Source organism: Paracidobacterium acidisoli, assembly GCF_003428625.2.
GTDB classification, from domain to species: Bacteria; Acidobacteriota; Terriglobia; order Terriglobales; family Acidobacteriaceae; genus Paracidobacterium; species Paracidobacterium acidisoli.
Map to the genome: position 1 here is coordinate 605,695 of NZ_QVQT02000001.1, position 18,817 is coordinate 624,511.

An 18,817-nucleotide genomic window follows, 5' to 3' on the forward strand; every position below is an offset into this window, starting at 1 on the left:
CTGATTCCAGCATGGGGCTGGTCGCGGGCCATCCTGAGACGGAGCTGATCGCCTCCATCCTTGCCGGCGAGCGCGACAGGTTTCACGATCTGATCCGCCCCTATGAGCGGCGGATTTATCTGACGGCGTTTTCCGTCGTGAAGAACGAGGCGGAGGCGGAAGACATTGTGCAGGAGGCCGTCCTGCGCGCCTATCGCAAGCTGGCCAGCTTTCGCGGCGAATCGAAGTTCGGCACCTGGCTTACCGCCATCACGCTGAATGAGGCCCGGCTGCGGCTGCGCAGAAGCAAAAGCGCGCTCACCGACTCGCTCGACGAAAGAACAGAAGACGGCGCGGAGGTGACGCCCGCCGTTCTGACCGACTGGCGCGAGGTGCCGCTGGCTGCGCTGGAGCGCGGCGAGATTCGCCTGCTGCTGCAGGAGGCCATCGCCTCGCTGCCCGAGACCTTTCGCGAGGTCGTGATCCTCCGCGATATGGAAGAGATGAACGTCAGCGAAACGGCGCAGGCTCTGGGGATCTCCATCTCCCTGGTCAAGGTTCGCCTGCACCGCGCAAGGCTGATGCTGCAGAAGATTCTCGTTCCAAAGCTGCGCGCAGCCATCAAACCGGAGCGACGCTCGCGCTGGAGGTGGCCATGGTCCTGAACTGCAGGCACGTGTGGGACCGCATCTCCGAATACATCGACGGCTCGCTCTCTCCCGAGGTGCGCGCCGACGTGGAGCACCACCTCGAAACCTGCGAGATCTGCTCGGCCGTGCTCGACTCGACGCGCAACGTGATCATCCTGATGGCCGACGATCGCGTCTTCGAGCTGCCGGTGGATTTCAGCCGCCGTCTGCATGCGCGTCTCGCTCTGGCCATCGCTGAAGAAGCTCCGGAGCAGCCCGCAGACGGCTGATTCCGCCCGGCTTCGAATCGCGACTCCAGGAAGCTGTCCCGAAAGCATCGCAACCCCGGTCCGGAATGCGTGTTCACTTTCCCGTACCCTGGCATCCCATACAATGTGGTGCCGGGAAAATTCGGGTCTGTTGTATGCGAAAGGAGCTTCAACATATGAAGAAATTTCTGCTGATGACCGTCGCTGCTGCTGTTCTCAGCACAAGCGCGGCATTTGCTCAGATCATCGTCAGGGTCGCGCCTCCCCCGCCGATCGTGGAGCATCACGAACATGAGCGGCGCGGCTATGTCTGGATTGACGGCTATCACCGCTGGGATGGTCATCGGTATACCTGGGTTCACGGACGCTGGGATCGGCCGCCCCGTCCGGGCGCTGTCTGGATTCCCGGCCACTGGGATGCACGGCCCGGCGGCTATGCCTGGATTCCCGGACGCTGGCGCTACTAAAGCAGTTCTCCTGATGCTGCAGAGTGACAGAACGGCTACTAACCCGCTCCGCAGATATGCCCACGCATGAAAAGAGCCGCTCTCCCCGGATGGAAGAGCGGCTCCTCTGTTTTATCTCCAGTCTGGCCTGTCTCTGCCTCCGTGCGCATCGAAGGCAGCCTGCTTTACAGAGCTGTCGTCAGTTCTTCTCCGTCAGCTCTTCTTTCTTCGAGCGGGTGCGCCGGTAACTTTTCCCACGGGCTTTCATGAGAAATACCTGCCTGCATTGCCCGCACTCCCAGGGAAAAAGTCCGAAACGGGGATAAATGAATTCCTGAAGGAATCCCCGACGCGCTACCCTGGTCAGTTCCACTTCTTCACATTTGGGACACTGCAGCTTCTTTTGAGTCATTCTTCCTGATCAATATGTCCGCGCCTGAGGAAACAAGGATCTTCCCTGGGGGAGGACGCCTCTCTGGATTTCCACGGATGCCTGGCCCAAAGAAATGCTTCAATAACAGATGCGCTTACTCTGATTTGGACACTGTCTCGACAATTTTTTCCATTGCCGGATGCAGTCTTGCTTCCGTTTTATTGTGAATTTCACCCTGCTGCAAAGAAGGCAGAAACCGTGACCGCAGAGAGTCTCTGCCGGTTCACGCAACCCATCAGGAAAATTAGTCTCTCAAACGTTACACTGTCCGTAGCATGATTCCAACCCTGAAATGGACAGATGAGGGAGTGAGCTTCGTCGATCAGACGCGGCTGCCGCTCGAAGAAGAGTATGTGCTGGCTGCGACCTATCGTGATGTCGCCGATGTGATCACCACGATGGTGGTGCGCGGCGCTCCGGCCATCGGCGTTTCCGCCGCTATGGGCCTCGCACTGGGCGTAAAGAAGAGCACTGCCGCTACAATCGCCGCATTATCCGACGAGTTCGACATCATGTGCGATGTCATGGCGAACACGCGCCCCACTGCAGTGAATCTTTTCTGGGCGATTGATCGCATGAAAACGACTTTTTCCCGGCTCGCGGCCCGGCCCGGCATTACGCTCGACGGCATTCGCTCGGCGCTGATCGAGGAAGCGCAGCGGATGTATGACGAGGATATCGCCGCATGCCGCGCCATGGGCGCGCACGGCGCCGATCTGCTGCCCCAAAGCGGCGGCGTGCTGACGCACTGCAATGCGGGCGCGCTGGCCACCTGCGGCTATGGCACCGCGCTCGGCGTCATTCGCGCGGCCGTGGAGCGCGGACACGATATTCATGTCTATGCCGATGAGACGCGGCCCTTTCTGCAGGGAGCGCGCCTCACCGCATGGGAGCTGATGCATGACGGCATCCCCACTACGGTGCTCTGCGACAACATGGCCGCCAGCCTGATGCGTCAGGGAAAGATCGGCGCCGTGATCGTTGGAGCCGACCGGATCGCCGCCAACGGCGATGTGGCCAACAAGATCGGAACCTACGGCGTAGCGGTGCTCGCGAAGGAGCACCGCATTCCGTTTTATGTTGCGGCCCCGCTGTCGACGATCGACCTCGATACTCCGCATGGAGACGATATTCCGATTGAAGAGCGGCCGCACACCGAGGTCACCCACCATGCCGGACGCCAGCTCACGCCTCATGGCGTCGGCATCGTCAATCCGGCCTTCGACGTGACTCCGGCAAAATATGTCACGGCGATCATCACAGAATTCGGCATTCTGCGGCAGCCCTATGAGGAATCGCTCGCGCGTCTGCAGGCGGCAGCGGTCAACGGCTGAGGCTACGTTCTCTCCAGCCAGCCGGCATACGGGTACAGCAGCAGAAAGAGGATCATGACGATGGCCATGACGTCCATGTAAAGCAGCAGCATCACTCCTCCGTGATAGAAGCTCCAGCGCAGGCGCAGGCACCGCGCAGTCTCCCAGGTGCCGTAAAAGACCAGCACTGTGGGGATCAGAAGCAGGAGCGAGGGGTGAATGTTGGGAAATCCGGAGAAGAGGAAGGCCATCGTTATGCTGGCAATGACCACACCCGTTGCCCGTACCAGTGATTTTCTCCGTATATTGAAAACTGCAAAGGGCATGGGGGTGAGCGGAAATGACAACTTCCACTGTATCCAATTCGGGGCAGGATGCTGAAGCCCGGGCGGCCGCGAAGCAGCGTGATGCCGAAAAACGCGAGCGGATTGTGCGGCGCGTGGCCCGCGAGCTGCGCGACGGCTATTACGTCAATCTCGGCATCGGCATGCCGACACTGGTAGCCAACCATGTCCCTCCCGGCATCGAGGTCGTGCTGCAGTCGGAGAACGGCATGCTCGGCGTGGGGCCCTATCCCGAGGCGGGAACGGAAGATCCGGACCTGATCAATGCCGGCAAGGAGACGGTCTCCGAGCTCCCCGGAACCTCCTGCTTCTCCAGCGCCGATTCATTTGGCATGATCCGCGGCGGCCACATCGATCTGAGCATTCTGGGAGCGATGGAAGTCGACGAGGAAGGCAACCTCTCCAACTGGATGATCCCCGGAAAGATGGTCAAGGGCATGGGCGGCGCCATGGACCTGGTGGCGTCAGCACGACGCGTGATCGTCGCGATGGAGCACACCACGAAAGACGGCAGCCCGAAGATTCTGAAGCACTGTTCACTGCCCTTCACCGGCCTGCGCGTCGTGGATACGATTGCGACCGAGCTGGCGTGGATCAAAGTCACGCCGCAGGGCCTGGTGCTCGAAGAGATCACTCCCGGCATAACCGTGGAACAGGTGCAGCGCGCAACCGAAGCTGCGCTGAAGATCAGTCCTGGCCTGAAAGAAATGGCAGGATAGCCGCCGCATGTTCGGACTTCCTCCCCGTATTCTCAGCACCGCCGCGGTCGCTCTCGGCCTGCCCATTGCCTCGGGCTGGATCATGCTGCACTCCAAAGGGGTCGACTGCACCCGCCTGGCGCCGCTGACCATCCTCGCCACCCTCGCCGCCTTTCTCATCTCCATCTGCTTCCGGCAGATGAATAAGTTCAAGGCATCGCGGCAGCGGTGGTTTCTCTTTGCCTGCATCCTGGTGGCGGGCGCAACGCTGTTCGCCGACTTCCGCTTCGTCCGCCGCTATCGCGACCTGTGCGACCAGATGCAGCAGCAGATCCGGCAGCAGATGAACACGCCGAACCAGCACTGAGCCCAATCGGCCTGCGTTGTCCCGGCCTCAGCCTGCTGCCGCGGATCGTACCGTGCGGCGCTCGATGCGCTTCAGATACGTCTCCCCGCGAAGGATGCGCTGGACGTATATTCCCGGCGTAATCACGTGATCGGGATCGATCTCGCCCGGCGCGACGATCTCTTCCACCTCAGCAATCGTGATCTTCGCCGCCGTCGCCATCATCGGGTTAAAGTTACGCGCCGTCCGGCGGTAGATGAGGTTGCCGGCCGTATCTCCCTTCCAGGCTTTGATCAGGGCAAAGTCGGCGCGCAGCCAGCGCTCCATCAGATAGGGATGCCCGTCGAACTCGCGCGTCTCCTTCCCGTCGGCGACCAGGGTTCCGACCCCGGCCGGCGTGTAAAAGGCCGGAATGCCGGCGCCGCCCGCGCGGATGCGCTCGGCCAGAGTGCCCTGCGGAATCAGCGTCAGGTCGATCTTTCCCTGAATCACCATCTCTTCCAGCCGCTTGTTTTCGCCCACGTAGCTGCCGGTGTGCGCGGCGATCATGCCGGCCTCCAGCATCAGGCCCATGCCGAAGCCGTCCACGCCCATGTTGTTGCTGATGGTGCGCAGCCCTTTGACGCCGCGGCGCACCAGGGCGGCGATCAGGTTCTCAGGAATACCGCACAGGCCGAAGCCGCCCAGCATAAGGGTCGCGCCGTCGGGAATATCGGCGACTGCCGCATCTGCATTTTCAAAAACCTTCTTCACTGCCGCCTCCGGACGAAGGATACCCAACGGCCAGGATTTGCGCCAGGCGGCGAAAAGACGGCGGCTGGCCATCTCCTCAGCCCAGGGATGGATCAAAGAGCGCAAGGCGGCAGGGGCAAAACCAGGTTAGGATGAGCCAGACCGGATTGGGCAGGAAGCGGCAGCCCTGCTCTTACGGCGATTTTGTCACAGGAAGGGAGATTTGCATGCTAAAGGGGTTTCGCGATTTTATTCTCCGTGGCAACGTAGTGGACCTTGCAGTAGCCGTGGTGATTGGAGCCGCCTTCGGCGCCATCGTTACCGCGCTGGTGGCCGACATCATCACTCCGCTGATTGCAGCCATCGTGCAGAAGCCTGATTTTTCGTATCTGGTGCTCACCGTTCACGGCGGCAAAATCAAATACGGCGATTTCCTGAATGCGCTCATTTCGTTCCTGCTTATCGCCGCAACCGTATACTTCTTCGTCGTTTTGCCGCTGAACGCGCTGCTGCGCAGGTTCCGCCCCTCGCAGGCCGCTCCGCCGACCACGAAGTCGTGCCCGGAGTGCCTCAGCGATATTCCCGTGGCTGCGAAGCGCTGCTCCCACTGCACGCAGCCCGTCGTCTGATCAGGATTCGCCGTTCCGGCGCAGACAGACTCCCCCCGGTCTGCTGCGCCCTTTTCTCGTTCCCCCTTTACCGCCCTCGGATTACGTCTCTGTTAATCTGGCTTCTTCACGAAGTCGTACTCGTTTCTCTTCGAGGAGCGGTCCTTTGATCCTGAATCGCGTTCCTGTGCTGTGCGCATCTTTCGCGCTTGCCGCCGTTCTGCTGCCCGCGCAAACCGCCACCATGCCGTCCAGCCTTCCCGGCTACCGGAATTTCGCGCGGCAGGCAAAGATCGACCAGAGCTTCCTGGCCATTCCGGATGCAAAGCTGGCCGGTGAAGAGCTGAAAACCCTGACCGCCGAGCCGCACATTGCGGCCTCGCCCGAAGACTACAAAACAGCGGAGTACGTGGCGGGCAAATTCAAAGCAGCCGGCCTCGAAACCAGCATCGTTCCCTATAAGGCGTGGCTGAATATGCCAATTTCGGTCAGCGTAGAGGCCTTCGGCTCCAATGGCGCTGAGCTGATGAAGGGTCCCGTGCCGGAGCACGTGGACGACGATCCTTATCAGAGCGATTCGCGTGTCACGCCCGCCTTCAACGGCTCGTCTCCGTCGGGAGATGTCACGGCGGAGGTGGTCTACGCGAACTATGGACGCCCCGAAGACTTTAAAAAACTCACCGACATGGGCATCGATGTGCGCGGCAAGATCGTTCTGGTGCGCTATGGCGCCAACTTTCGCGGCGTAAAGGTCTACATCGCGCAGCAGTATGGCGCCGCCGGAGTTCTCATCTACTCCGACCCCGCCGACGACGGCTACTTCCGCGGCGATATGTATCCGCATGGACCGTACCGTCCGGCCACCTCGGTGCAGCGCGGCGCGGTGCAGTATCTCTTTAAGTATCCCGGCGATGCGCTCACCCCCGGGGTAGCCTCGCGGCCTGATCTGCCGGCCTCCGAGCGGCTTTCTCCGCAGAATGCACCGAACCTTCCGAAGATCCCCTCTGAGCCGCTTTCCTACCACGATGCGGCGCCGATTCTCGAACACCTGACCGGCCCCGATGTGCCTCATGGCTGGCAGGGCGCTCTGCCCTTCACCTATCACGTCGGCCCCGGCGTGAAGGTACACATGGTGCTCAAAATGGATTACAAATACCGCACTATCTGGGACGTGATCGGCAGAGTCAAAGGCACGGAATTTCCCGATGAGTGGGTGATCGCGGGCAATCATCGCGACGCGTGGGTCTATGGCGCGGTCGATCCCAACAGCGGCACGGCGGCCATGCTCGAGGCCGTGCACGGACTGGGAGCGCTGCTGCAGCAGGGCTGGAAGCCCAAGCGCAGCATTCTCTTCTGCAGCTGGGACGCTGAGGAAGAAGGGCTGATCGGCTCGACCGAATGGGCCGAAGACCACGCGAAGGAGCTGGAGCACGCCGTGGCGTACTTCAATACCGATGTCGGTGTCGCCGGACCGAACTTCGAGGCTGCGGCCGTGCCTTCGCTGAAGGAGTTTATCCGCAATGTCACGAAGGAGGTGCCGAGCCCGAAGGGCGGCACGGTCTACGACGCGTGGAAGAAGTCAGACGAGAACGAAGAGCACCACAGAAGCGGCAACGGAAGCTCCACGCACAGCAACAACGGCGCTGCCGCAGGCGCGGCAGGCGATGTCGAGGTGGGCGATCTCGGCAGCGGCTCCGACTACACGCCCTTCATTCAGCACCTCGGCGTGCCTTCGACCGACGTGGGATCGAGCGGGCCCTACGGCGTCTATCACTCCGTCTTCGATGACTTTGCCTGGTTCACGTTGAACGCCGACCCCACCTTCGTTTACGAGCAGGAGATGGCGCGTGTCTTCGGACTCGAAGTGCTGCACATGGCCGACGCCGACGTGCTGCCTTACGACTACGTGACTTACGGAAAAGAGATCGCCGACTACCTGGACGCGGCGCAGAAATCGGCCGCAAACAATAATGTCGCCGGACTCGACTTCAGCGCCGCCGGGGCCGCCGTGCAGCAGTTCATCGCCGCCGCCGGTCTGGTGAGGCAGAAGCAGGACCATCCCGGCGCGGATATGGCTGCATTCAACGCAAAGCTTCGTCAGGTGGAGGGGGATTTTCTCTCCGAGCAGGGGCTGCCGAACCGTCCGTGGTACAAACACACGATCTACGCTCCGGGTGAGTACACGGGCTATGCCGCCGTCGTGATTCCCGGAGTGAACGAGGCGATTGACGCGAAGGACAGCGCGCGGGCAGCGGCGCAGCTCGCCGTGCTGACCCAGGCCATTCAGCGCGCGACGGCTACGCTCCAGGCCGCGGCGCAGTAGTTCTTTGGATCAGGCCCTGCTGCGCAGTGCAGCGGGGCTCTGCGTTTTGCGGACGCGCTTTGCGTCGAGCGAATACGCGCCGGCTCCGCTGAAGAGCAGAAAGAGCAGGCCGAGCAGCATGCTGAAGTCTGTGCGCGCCTCATGCAGCATGGGCCAGATGCCCTGATGCACCAGCATGGGAATCTTCGTGGTCGCGATCGCCGTCAGAATGACGACCAGCAGCGGAATCGCGGCGAGTCGCGTGAAGAGGCCGATCAGAACCAGCACGCCAAAGACAATTTCGACGATGCCGACAAAGGGCGCGGTGAAGTGCGGCGCAGGAATACCGATCTTTGCAAAGCGGCCCGCTCCGAGCGTCTGCGGAAAAAGCAGCTTCTGCACGCCTTCTGCAACGAAGACCCAGCCCACCAGAATGCGAATGAGAATGACGGCCCGCACGCACAGCCCTCCTGCGGCTCTGGCCACATCTTAGAGCGGAAGCGCGCTTCGCTTCGTGTCGGCGGCGGTAAAGATCGATCTCTTCATGCGGGCGTCATGCAAAGAAGCGCAGCCGCCGCGCCGTTACTTTGCCGTCTCTTCGACCGTATCGCCCTCGCCGGGAGCGAGGAAGAGATTCGTCTCCAGCCCATGCTGGCGCGTGTAGAGATCGTAATAGCGGCCGCCCAGCGCGTAGAGGCTTTCGTGCGTGCCGCGCTCCATGATGCGCCCGCCTTCGATCACCAGAATCTGATCGGCGCGGCGAATCGTCGAGAGGCGGTGCGCGATCACGAAGGTGGTGCGGCCCTGCATCAGGTAGCTGAGCCCCTGCTGAATCATCGCCTCCGATTCGGAGTCGAGCGATGAGGTGGCCTCGTCGAGGATGAGGATGCGCGGATCGGCAAGAATGGCGCGGGCGATCGAAAGCCGCTGGCGCTGCCCGCCGGAAAGCTTTACGCCGCGCTCGCCGACGATCGTGTCATAGCCTTCCGGAAAACGCTCGGCGAACTCATCGACACGCGCGATCTGGCAGGCGGAGAGAAACTGCTCTTCGGTCGCATCGGGAAGCGAAAACATCACGTTCTCGCGGATCGTGCCGTCGAAGAGGAACGACTCCTGCAGCACCACGCCAAGCTGGCTGCGATAGCTGTCGAGCTGCACCGTGGCCAAGTCGATGCCGTCGACCAGCACGCGGCCCGGGTCGGGCGTGTGAAAGGCGCAGATGAGGCTGATAATCGTCGATTTGCCCGAGCCCGATGAGCCCACCAGCGCCGTCACCGTGCCGGGACGCGCCTCGAACGAGATGCCGTGCAGCACCGGCTTGTCCGGCTCGTAGGCAAAGTGCACATCCTCGAAGCGCACTTCGCCGTGAATCTCGCGCAGCACGTTGACGCGCGCCGGATCGCCGAACTCGTCCTTCTCGCTCAGAATCTCCATCGTGCGGTCCAGGCCCGCGACGGCTTCGGTAAGCTGCGTGCCGATGTTCACGATCTGGAAGACCGGCGCGATCATGTAGGCCAGCAGCATCGTGTACTGAAAGTAGCCGCCCGTCGTCATGCGGTGCCCGATGACCTCGTGCCCGCCGATCAGCATGACCAGGCCGCCGACGATGCCCAGCACCGTGGTCGCGGCCAGCGACATCAGGCTGGTTGCGGTGAGCGAGCGCATCACGTTGTCCAGCAGCCGGTGCACTCCGCCCGCAAAGACACCCGCCTCGCGATGCTCCGCGTGATAGCCCTTGACGACGCGCACGCCGCCGAGCGATTCCGTCAGACGGCCCGTAACCTCGGCCGTGATCTTTCCACGCTCGCGGAAGATGGGGCGGATGGTCTTGAAGGCTTTCTGCAGAATGAAGACAAAGGCCGCGATGACGGAGAAGACGATCAGCGTCATATTGCGGCTGCTGTGCAGCAGAAAGAAGAAGGCCAGCACGGCCGTCAGCAGCCCGCCTACAAACTCCACCAGTCCGGTCCCGATCAGGTTCCGCACGCCTTCCACATCGCTCATGATCCGCGAGACGAGCACGCCGGTACGGTTGGCGTCGTAAAAGCTGACCGCCAGCCTGCCTATGTGCTGCTGCACCTGCTTGCGCAGATCGGCGATCATGCGCTGCGCCTCCTTCGAGAGCAGCTGCGTGAGCGAGAACGAAGTGACGGCCTGCACCGCGGTCGCCGAGAATACGACGATTACCAGCCTGATCAGCAGGCCGGGGGTGCCATGCGGGCCGAGCACGCGGTCGATCAGAAATTTGGTGGAGAGCGGCAGAATGAGCCCGGCGCCGCGATTGATCGCCATCAGCGCCAGTCCGAAGAGCAGCAGCCAGCGGCGTGGACGAATCAGCCGCCAGATCTCGGGCATCACCTTGCGGAGATCCGGCTTCTTCTTCGGCGTGTCTCCGGCCGCGGCGCGAATAGCTCCGCGGGAAGACGTGGAGCGCTCTGACTTCGCCGACATCGTGCTCATCCGCATGGCTGGCTCTGGCCTATGCCCTCGCCCGGCGCGCCTGAATAAACGAGCGGACGCACAGCAGCACATACAGCAGCAGAATGACGGCCATCGCCGTCTTCGCCTCGACCGCAGCGGGAAAAGGAAACTCCACATGCTCGACCGTCATGCGGAAGTAGTCGTAAATGCTCTTTGCCGTGCCCAGAAAGCCGAGCAGGCCGATGGTGACGGCGATGTGCATGATCAGCATGCGCCGCTTTGCGTTATTTGTGATCGCCAGACCGCCGAGAATACCCAGAGCGATGCCGAAGTAGGCCGGAATCAGCGCCGTGGGGTGCTGGCTGCCCGTGCCCACGTAGCCGAAAATACCAAGGAGAATCAGAATCAGACCAAAGACGATCGTCAGTTTTGCCATGCAGAATGTGCCTCGTTAACAGAATAGGGCATAAGCAGTACGGTCAATACCGCAGCATTCAAAGTGCGATCCATACCGGACCCGCAAAACAATGGTCCGTCAGTGCTTTGCCGCCTCGATCCGGCTCAGAATCTCCCGCGCCAGCTCCTCGGGCGTATGCGTCGCATTGACGCGGATCGCGTCCTTTGGCTCTTCCAGCGTATCGAGCTGGCTCTGCAGCAGTCCGGGATTCATATAGTGCCCTTTCCGGTTGGCCAGGTGTTCCTCCAGAACCGCAACCGGCGCCTCCAGCAGCACGAAGTGATACGAACCCTGCGGAAGCCCGGCAGAGAGCGTGTCGCGGTACGACTGCTTCAGCGCGGAGCAGGTCATGACTCCGCTTTCGCCCTTTTGATGCCAGCCCAGCAGCACCTGATGCAAACTTTCGAGCCACGGCTCGCGGTCCTCGTCATTGAGCGGAATGCCGGCATGCATCTTCTTCTTGTTGGCTTCGCTGTGAAAGTCATCTCCCTCGGCGAAGTGCCAGCCCGTCAGCGCCACCAGCGCGTTGGCCACTGTGGTCTTCCCCGATCCCGTTACACCCATCACTATCGCAATCATCCGTGAGCCTGTCCTGATATGAGTTGTCTGACGTCGCCGAGCACCTGGTCCGGCGTCCAGTCGTTGGTTGGATACCACTTGTAGACTTTTCCATCCGGCGCAATCACCACCGTCGAAAGCGAATGCGTGATGGTGTGATCCTTCTCCGGCGTTACGCCTACATCGAAAAACTGCAGCACCTTCGCCAGCTCCGGCTGCGGCGGAGCGGCAAAGTCCCAGTGCCGGAAGGCCTTTTCCGCATCGCTGCCGATATATCCGCTGCCATAGCTGCGCAGCACCTTCGGCGTGTCGTTCTCCGGATCGAAGCTCACGCTCAGCAGATGCGTACCCGCATACAGCTTCGGATCGGCGGCGAGCGCCTTGTCGATCTGCGCGAAGTTGCGGCTCATGCGGATGCAGTATGCCGGCAGCGGGCAGCGCGTGTAGATGAAGGTCACCAGCAGCACCTTGCCGTGAAACTCGCCGAGATGGATAGTGCGGCCATTCTGGTTGAGCAGTTTAAAATCCGGAACCGCATCGCCCGCATTGAGCGGATGAAACTGCGCCGCCGGTTTGTAATCCGGCTGCCGCTGCGCGATCACGTCGATCTCGTCGAGCAGCGCCTCCTGGTTCGAGGCTGGATCGGAGGGAACCAGCAGCGTCGCCGTCAGCGTGTCTCCCGGATGCAGCTCGCTGAGCACGTCCGGCTGCCTCAGCTTGTACGGCATCGTCATCGCTTCCATAAAGCCGGGGATCGCATCGGTATCGAGCATCACCTCGCCCGTCGACGGATCGGTCGAGACGACAATGCCGCGCACGTGATACTGCTTCATGCCGGAGACGGACTGCGCGCTCTGCGGCGCGGAAGAAGAATGACGGCAACCCGCAAGAAGCAGCGGGAAACTCAGGGCGCATGCGGCCAGCAGCCGTACCGGATAGGATGCCACCTGTCAGTTTACACTTGAGGATATCGACTCCCATGCAGATGCCCGCGGTCATCCTCGATGCGCTGGAACGGGGTGCCGCGGTCATCGCCGCCGGCCCGCGCGCGGCCCGCGCACTGCATCTGGACTTTGCCGAAGAGCAGCATGCCCGCGGACGCGATGCCTGGCCGACGCCCGCCATCTTCGACTGGAAGACGTGGCTGCGCCACCTGTGGCGCGAGTACAGCTTTCTGCATCCGGAGGCTCCGCTGCTGCTCTCTGCCCTGCAGGAAAACATGCTGTGGAAGCGCATGCAGGGCGAGGACGCCGCGCTGGTCGTCTCGCCGGAGAGCATGGCGGCGCTGGCGCAGCAGGCCTGGCAGCTGCTGGGCCAGTACGAGGCGCACCGCAGCCGGAACACCGCCTGGGAACAGGCCGACGCCGAACACTTCCGCCTGTGGGCAGCGGCCTTCGACGACGAATGCCGCAGGCGGAGCTGGATCAGTGAGAGCCATCTGGAATCGCGCCTCGCCGCTGCGCTCGACGGACTGCCGCTTCCCGAAGAGATCGTGCTGGCCGGCTTCGACCGCATGCGGCCCGCCCGGCAGCGGCTGCTGACGGCGCTCACCGCGCGCGGCCTTCGCGTGCGGGAGCTCGCGCCTGAATCCCCGGCCACGCGGCAGTTGTGGGTCACCGCCGCAGACCGGCGCAGCGAAATCCACGCCTGTGCGCAGTGGACGCGCGATCTGCTGCAGACGGCCGGGCGGACGCCGCGCATCGGCATCATCGTCACCAGCATCGACGCGGTGCGCGGCGAGATGGAGCGCATCTTTCGCCACATGCTGATGCCGCAGAGCGAAGACATCCTCGCCGATCCGGCGGCGATGCCCTTCGAGTTCTCGCTCGGACGCCCTCTGGCGCAGACTCCCGTCATCCGCGCCGCATCGCTGCTGCTGCACTGGGCCGCCGGTCCGCTGCGCGAAGAAGAGATCTCCTGGCTGATGCTCTCAGGGTTCGTGGCCGAGGAGACAGCGCTGCTTTCGCTGGCGCGCTTCGATGCGGAGCTGCGCAACTCGCCTCTGCCCTCGCCGGAGCTTTCGCTCGAACGGTACGCGCGCATGCTTCCCCTGGCGAAGTATCCGGCGCTCGCTCCTGTTCGCACGCGGCTGAACGAGCTTGTCCAGGCCGCGGCGGCGAACCAGCTGCAAAGCCAGGAGCGCGCTCCCGCCACGTGGACGGAGCTGGCGCAGCATCTGCTGCGCACTGCGGGCTGGCCCGGCCCGCGCCCGGCCGACTCCGTGCAGTTCCAGGCGCTGAAGCGCTGGGAGCATCTGCTCGATGAGGTCGCTCTGCTCGACTACGACGGCACACGCATGCGCTGTGACGCGTTTCTGCGGCTGCTCGGCCGCCAGGCAGAGGAGACCATCTTCGCGCCCGAGTCGCGCAATGCTCCGGTGCAGATCATGGGGCCGCTCGAGGCTTCAGGACAGCAGTTCGACGCCGTCTGGTTTCTGGGCGCCGACGAGAGCAGCTGGCCGATGCGCGGACGCCCGCATCCGCTTCTGCCCCTCGCCGTGCAGCGGCAGTACGGCATGCCGCACGCCGCGCCGGAGACCGATCCGGAGCTGGCGCAGATCATCACCCGCCGCTTGCTGGCCAGCGCCGCGCAGATCGTCTTCAGCTATCCGCAGCGCGACAAAGACGGCGACCTGCGCCCCTCGCCGGTGATTGCCGCGCTCTTTGCTCCCGGAACCATGCCGCTGTTTGCCGCCGATCTGTGGCCGGCGGAAGAGGTGCACCATGCCGCCGCGCTCGAAGAGATCGCGGACACCTCCGGCACGCTTCCCTGGCCGCAGGAGAAGACCGCCGGCGGCTCCGAGGTGCTGCGCAGCCAGGCCGCATGCCCCTTCCAGGCATTTGCCACCAAACGCCTGCGCGCCGAGGCATGGAAGAGCCACGAGTGGGGCCTGTCCGCAGCACAGCGCGGCAATCTGCTGCACGATGTGATGCGCCGCCTCTGGTCCGGCTCGGAGCCGGATTCCCTGCGCACCCACGACGATCTGCTCGCCGCTTTCGCACAGAACCGCCTCGACGCAATACTCGACCTCCACATCGCTGCCGCCTTTGCTCCTCTGGTCAGCAGTGCCTCCGATGACTCATGGATGCAGGCCTACCTCATCTCAGAGCAGCAGCGCCTGCACATGCGTCTTGAGGAGTGGCTGCAGATCGAAGCGCGGCGTCAGCCTTTTACCGTGGAAGCCTGCGAGCAGAAGCTGCATGACGTGCATGTGGGCGATCTGCGGCTTAACCTGCGCGCGGACCGCATCGACCGCCTGCCCGACGACAGCCGGCTGCTGATCGACTACAAGACCGGCGAGGTCTCCGCGGCTGCGTGGCGCGGCGAGCGGCCCGAAGAGCCGCAGCTGCCTCTTTATGCCGTCTACGGTAATGTGCCGCACGTCAGCGGCCTGCTCTTCGCTCAGATCCGCGCCGGCAAAACCGGCTTTCAGGGGCGCGTGCGCAACGCAGCCGAACGCCTCGATGCAACGCTGAAAGCCACCTCCACCATGATGAAGGAGCCGTATACCGAGGCCATGCGCGACGGCTGGGAAGAGGCGCTGCGCCATCTGGCCGAAGACTTTCTGCGCGGAGAAGCCTCGGTCGATCCGCGCGACAGCAAAGTGTGCCTGTACTGTCCGCTGCCCGGACTCTGCCGCATCGCCGAATCGGAGCGCGACCCCGGCGAAGATGAGGACGGCGAGGAAGTGGAGGACCGCGATGAGAATGCCTGACCTCTTCTCTTCTCTGCCCGCCGATCAGGACCAGCGCGACACGGCGCTCGACATCGCGAAATCGGTCATCGTGCAGGCTCCCGCCGGCTCCGGCAAAACCGATCTGCTCACGCGGCGCTTCCTCAGACTTCTGGCCGTCGTGAATGAGCCGGAGGAGATTCTCGCCATCACCTTTACCCGCGCGGCCACCGCCGAGATGCGCTCGCGCATTCTCTCCGATCTGGAAACCGCCGCCGGTCTGCGCAGCGGCAGACCCGAAGATGCGGAACGCATCGATCTGGCGCGGGCCGCGCTCGACCACGCCTGCCGCCGTGGCTGGCGGATTCTCGAACAGCCGCATCGCCTCATCATCGAGACCATCGATTCGCTCTGTCTGCGCATCGCGCACGATCAGCCGCTGCTGGCGCGGCTGGGCGGCCATCTGCAGCCCACCGAAGACTCCGGTCCTCTCTATGCTCTGGCGGCGCGGCGAACCCTCGGGCGCCTGGGCGGAGACAACGCCGCGCTCAGCGAAGCCGTCGCTCATCTGCTGCGCCTTCGCGACAACAATCTGGCTGATTGCGAGCGGCTGCTTGCCGATATGCTGGCGCAGCGCGACCAGTGGCAGCACGCCTTTCCGCTGGCGGGGGAGATCGACTGGGATTTCGTCCGCTCTCATCTCGAGCTTCCCTTTCGCCGTGAGGTCAACCGCGTTCTCAGCAGAGCGCATGAGCTGCTGACCTCCGATGCCTTCCTCGTGCGCGAGCTGCTCGATCTGGCGCGCTACGCATGCGAAAACCAGAACGAGCGCGTCGCTCTGCTGGCCGAGCTGAAAACGCTGCCCGCAGCGGAAGCGCTTCCCGTCGACCACTGGCTCTGCATCTGCAACTTCCTGCTGACGGAAAGCGATCAGTGGAGAAAGCGCGTGCAGGCGCCGGAGGGCTTTCCTCCGGGAGCCGCGGGCTCGGAAAAAAAGCAGCGCAAGGAAGCCATGACGTTCCTCCTCGGCCGCCTCGCACAGATGCCCGATCTGCTCGACGCGCTGCGCGCCGTCCGCAGGCTTCCTCCCGCGCGTTACAGCGAAGAGCAATGGACCACGCTGCAGCGTCTCTTTCTCACGCTGCGGCACGCCATCGCCGAGCTGCGCGTGCTCTTCGCCGAGCGTAATACCGTCGACTTCACCGAGGTCAGCCTCGACGCGCTGCACGTGCTGCGGCAGAGCAATCCCGACCGTCTGCTCGCCCTCAGCGGCAACCTGCGCCACCTTCTGGTCGATGAGTTTCAGGACACCTCGCGCCGTCAGCACGAGCTGATCTCGACGCTGCTCTCTGCCTGGGAGCCGGGCGACGGACGCACCTGCTTCCTCGTCGGCGATCCCATGCAGTCGATCTACATGTTCCGCCAGGCCGAGGTCGAGCTCTTTACGCAGGTGCAGCGGCGCGGTATCGGAAACGAGGAAGCCATCGCCTGTGAGCCGGTCCGCCTTCTCGTCAACTTCCGCTCGCACGCGGGCCTCACCGGTCCGCTCAACGAGATCTTCGGGCAGGTCTTCGACGGCGAGGCCGTTCCCGGGTCGGCGGCCGTTCCCTTCTCGCCCTCACAGGCTTCCGTGGAAGCCACTGAGCCCGCCGCCGTGCATGTGCATCCGCAGATCATCGGCGCACCGGACAGAGCAGTCACCGAAGCCGACCGGCAGAGAGCCCGCGAGCAGGAAGCGGAGCAGGTCGTCGAGATCATCGAGCGCCATCTGCCGGCCATCGAAGACGCCCGCGCCTCCGGCGGCGAGTATCGCGTCGCCGTTCTTGTGCGCGGACGCAGCCATCTGGCGCAGCTCGTGCCGCTGCTGCGTCATCGCGGCATTCCCTTTCGCGCCGTCGATATCGAGAAGCTGGCCGAGCGCCAGGAGCTGCGCGATCTGCTGTCGCTCGCCCGCGCTCTGCTGCACCCCATGGATCGCACCGCATGGCTGTCGGTGCTGCGCGCGCCCTGGTGCGGGCTTACGCTCGAAGAGCTGCACACGCTCACCGGCAAAGACGATCCGCAATGGAAGCGCACCCCCATGCCGGATCTCATCGAGCGGCATCTGCCGCTGCTGACAGAAGAAGGACGGCGGCGCGCCGGCCATATCCTCGACGTGATGCGTCAGGCATCGTGGCTCCGCTGGCGCCAGTCGCAGTCGCCTTCCTTCACGTCATGGATCGAGCGGACGTGGCGCACCCTCGGCGGCCCTGCCTGTATCGACGCCGTATCGTACGAGAACACGCAGGTCTTCTTCTCTCTGCTCGACGCAGCCGCTCCGGGCGGAGCCGATCTGCTCTCCGGAGATTTCGAAGCAGAGCTGGAGAAGCTCTTCGCACAGCCCGATCCCGCCGTCAGCGAGCGCTGCGGCGTGCAGCTGATGACGATTCACAGAGCGAAGGGGCTCGGCTTCGATGCCGTCATCGTGCCTGGGCTCGATCGCGGCTCGGGCTCGGACGCGCAGCCGCTCATCTGCTCGCTCGAGCGCATCAGCCCTTACGACGAGGAAGACGAGTTTCTCGTCGCGCCGATCGGACTGCGCGGCGAGGACACGCATCCGCTTTACCGGTGGGTGCGCAGACAACGGCAGATCCGCTTCGATGAAGAGCGCAGGCGGCTCTTTTACGTCGCCTGTACGCGCGCCCGCCGGGAGCTGCACCTGCTGGGCACAGCCGCGGTAAACGGCTCGGGCGTGAAGCCGGAGACGGCGGACAGCCTGCTCCAGTCTGCATGGCCGGCTCTCGAAGCGGAGTTTCTCTCCGCCGCGCAAAGACAGCCCGATAATCTGCTGGCCTTCCCTGATCCGGCCCCGGTTCCCGGTGTTGTCCCGCTTCCGGGTATCGTTCAGCTGGCCGCCGCCGCGGCCCCGGCGAAGCCGCTTACGCTGCGCCGTCTTTCTTCGAGGATCGATCTTCACCCTCGCGGAGAAAATGTAACTGTACTCGGCACACATATCGAGGCCGTCGGTGAAGAGGCCGCATGGCGGCGCCCCGAGGGCTCGCGCCTCGCGCGCATCCTCGGCGAAACGGTTCACGCTCTGCTGCAGCGGCTCGGTCCGCGGCTGGCTGCCGGATCGCCGGATGCCGGCCTCATCCGCAGGCACGCCGCATCGCTGCTGCGTGCCGCGGCGCTGTCTGAAGACACGCTTCAGAATGCAACAGAGACGGTGACATATATGCTGCTGGCCTGCGCCGCCGATCCCGTCTGCCGCTGGACGCTCGAGCCGCACGCCGGGGCGCAGTCGGAGGCATCGTGGACCGGCATGGCCGAGGGTGTGCTGCGCACGCTGCGCGCCGACCGCATCTTCCGCGCGGGGGAGCGGCCTCTGACTCAGGGATCGGAGTATCTCTGGGTGATCGATTACAAGACCAGCGCTCCGTCCACGAGCTCCGCCGCACAGCGCGAATCCTTCGTGCGCGCGGAGCGTGCGCTGTATGCGCCTCAGCTTCTGGCCTATGGACGGGTTCTGCGCGCGATCCACGGCGGAGAAACGCCGCTGCGGCTGGGGCTCTGCTATCCGCAGATCGCCGTGCTGGACTGGTGGGACCCGGACGCCGAAGGCTAGCTCGG

At 63.6% G+C, this 18,817-nt stretch carries 17 protein-coding genes; 10 read left to right on the forward strand and 7 right to left on the reverse strand.

Annotated features, from left to right (window positions below; all coding sequences use genetic code 11):
- Positions 1-11: 11 nt before the first annotated feature.
- The 4 genes from D0Y96_RS02590 to mtnA all read left to right on the forward strand — a co-directional run bounded on the left by D0Y96_RS02590 (position 12) and on the right by mtnA (position 3,090).
- Entirely contained in the window at positions 12-644 is a 633-nt protein-coding gene (locus tag D0Y96_RS02590) for a sigma-70 family RNA polymerase sigma factor (RefSeq protein ID WP_252263390.1), read from the forward strand.
- Complete coding sequence (locus D0Y96_RS02595) at positions 635-898, forward strand: anti-sigma factor family protein (RefSeq protein WP_117297758.1); 264 nt, start codon at positions 635-637, stop codon at positions 896-898. Before D0Y96_RS02590 ends, D0Y96_RS02595 begins: the two co-directional genes overlap by 10 nt.
- Positions 899-1,053: 155 nt before the next feature.
- Entirely contained in the window at positions 1,054-1,344 is a 291-nt protein-coding gene (locus D0Y96_RS02600; RefSeq protein ID WP_117297759.1) for a YXWGXW repeat-containing protein, read from the forward strand.
- Between the two features lie 687 nt (positions 1,345-2,031).
- Complete coding sequence (gene mtnA / locus D0Y96_RS02605) at positions 2,032-3,090, forward strand: S-methyl-5-thioribose-1-phosphate isomerase (RefSeq protein ID WP_117297761.1); 1,059 nt, start codon at positions 2,032-2,034, stop codon at positions 3,088-3,090.
- Between the two features lie 2 nt (positions 3,091-3,092).
- Here mtnA and D0Y96_RS02610 read toward each other — a convergent pair whose 3' ends face one another.
- On the reverse strand, positions 3,093-3,395 hold the full coding sequence (locus D0Y96_RS02610; RefSeq protein ID WP_117297762.1) for a permease: 303 nt from the start codon (positions 3,393-3,395) through the stop codon (positions 3,093-3,095).
- A gap of 14 nt (positions 3,396-3,409) precedes the next feature.
- On the opposite strand from D0Y96_RS02610, the gene D0Y96_RS02615 reads away from it, so the two are divergent.
- Together D0Y96_RS02615 and D0Y96_RS02620 are read left to right on the forward strand one after the other, a co-directional pair.
- Complete coding sequence (locus tag D0Y96_RS02615) at positions 3,410-4,132, forward strand: CoA transferase subunit B (protein ID WP_117297763.1); 723 nt, start codon at positions 3,410-3,412, stop codon at positions 4,130-4,132.
- A 7-nt stretch (positions 4,133-4,139) separates the two neighbouring features.
- Positions 4,140-4,478 (forward strand): hypothetical protein, encoded by a 339-nt coding sequence (locus tag D0Y96_RS02620; RefSeq protein ID WP_117297764.1) that lies wholly within the window; start codon positions 4,140-4,142, stop codon positions 4,476-4,478.
- Between the two features lie 27 nt (positions 4,479-4,505).
- On the opposite strand, the gene D0Y96_RS02625 is transcribed toward D0Y96_RS02620, so the two are convergent.
- Positions 4,506-5,210, reverse strand: a complete 705-nt coding sequence (locus tag D0Y96_RS02625) for a CoA transferase subunit A (RefSeq protein WP_199480152.1) — start codon at positions 5,208-5,210, stop codon at positions 4,506-4,508.
- A gap of 206 nt (positions 5,211-5,416) precedes the next feature.
- Here D0Y96_RS02625 and mscL point away from each other — a divergent pair, with 206 nt between their 5' ends.
- Positions 5,417-5,818: a large conductance mechanosensitive channel protein MscL gene (gene mscL, locus D0Y96_RS02630; protein WP_117297766.1), complete on the forward strand. Its 402-nt coding sequence runs from the start codon at positions 5,417-5,419 to the stop codon at positions 5,816-5,818.
- A 145-nt stretch (positions 5,819-5,963) separates the two neighbouring features.
- Positions 5,964-8,120: a M28 family metallopeptidase gene (locus D0Y96_RS02635; RefSeq protein WP_252263391.1), complete on the forward strand. Its 2,157-nt coding sequence runs from the start codon at positions 5,964-5,966 to the stop codon at positions 8,118-8,120.
- Between the two features lie 9 nt (positions 8,121-8,129).
- Here D0Y96_RS02635 and D0Y96_RS02640 read toward each other — a convergent pair whose 3' ends face one another.
- From D0Y96_RS02640 to D0Y96_RS02660, 5 genes are all read right to left on the reverse strand, one after another.
- Positions 8,130-8,585 carry a DoxX family protein gene (locus D0Y96_RS02640; RefSeq protein ID WP_117297767.1) on the reverse strand — a complete coding sequence of 152 codons (456 nt, stop codon included), beginning with the start codon at positions 8,583-8,585 and terminating at the stop codon, positions 8,130-8,132.
- 96 nt (positions 8,586-8,681) lie between these two features.
- A complete protein-coding gene (locus tag D0Y96_RS02645) occupies positions 8,682-10,550 on the reverse strand; it encodes an ABC transporter ATP-binding protein (RefSeq protein WP_252263392.1) in 1,869 nt (622 codons plus the stop codon).
- Between the two features lie 28 nt (positions 10,551-10,578).
- Entirely contained in the window at positions 10,579-10,956 is a 378-nt protein-coding gene (locus tag D0Y96_RS02650; protein ID WP_117297769.1) for a hypothetical protein, read from the reverse strand.
- 99 nt (positions 10,957-11,055) lie between these two features.
- Positions 11,056-11,556, reverse strand: coding sequence for a gluconokinase (locus D0Y96_RS02655; RefSeq protein ID WP_117297770.1), 501 nt, complete (start codon positions 11,554-11,556; stop codon positions 11,056-11,058).
- Positions 11,553-12,482: an SCO family protein gene (locus D0Y96_RS02660; protein WP_350448952.1), complete on the reverse strand. Its 930-nt coding sequence runs from the start codon at positions 12,480-12,482 to the stop codon at positions 11,553-11,555. Before D0Y96_RS02660 ends, D0Y96_RS02655 begins: the two co-directional genes overlap by 4 nt.
- A gap of 32 nt (positions 12,483-12,514) precedes the next feature.
- Between D0Y96_RS02660 and D0Y96_RS02665 the strand changes: the two genes are divergently transcribed.
- Positions 12,515-15,250 carry a PD-(D/E)XK nuclease family protein gene (locus tag D0Y96_RS02665; RefSeq protein WP_158562140.1) on the forward strand — a complete coding sequence of 912 codons (2,736 nt, stop codon included), beginning with the start codon at positions 12,515-12,517 and terminating at the stop codon, positions 15,248-15,250.
- Positions 15,237-18,812 carry a UvrD-helicase domain-containing protein gene (locus D0Y96_RS02670; protein ID WP_158562142.1) on the forward strand — a complete coding sequence of 1,192 codons (3,576 nt, stop codon included), beginning with the start codon at positions 15,237-15,239 and terminating at the stop codon, positions 18,810-18,812. Before D0Y96_RS02665 ends, D0Y96_RS02670 begins: the two co-directional genes overlap by 14 nt.
- Positions 18,813-18,817: the final 5 nt, after the last annotated feature.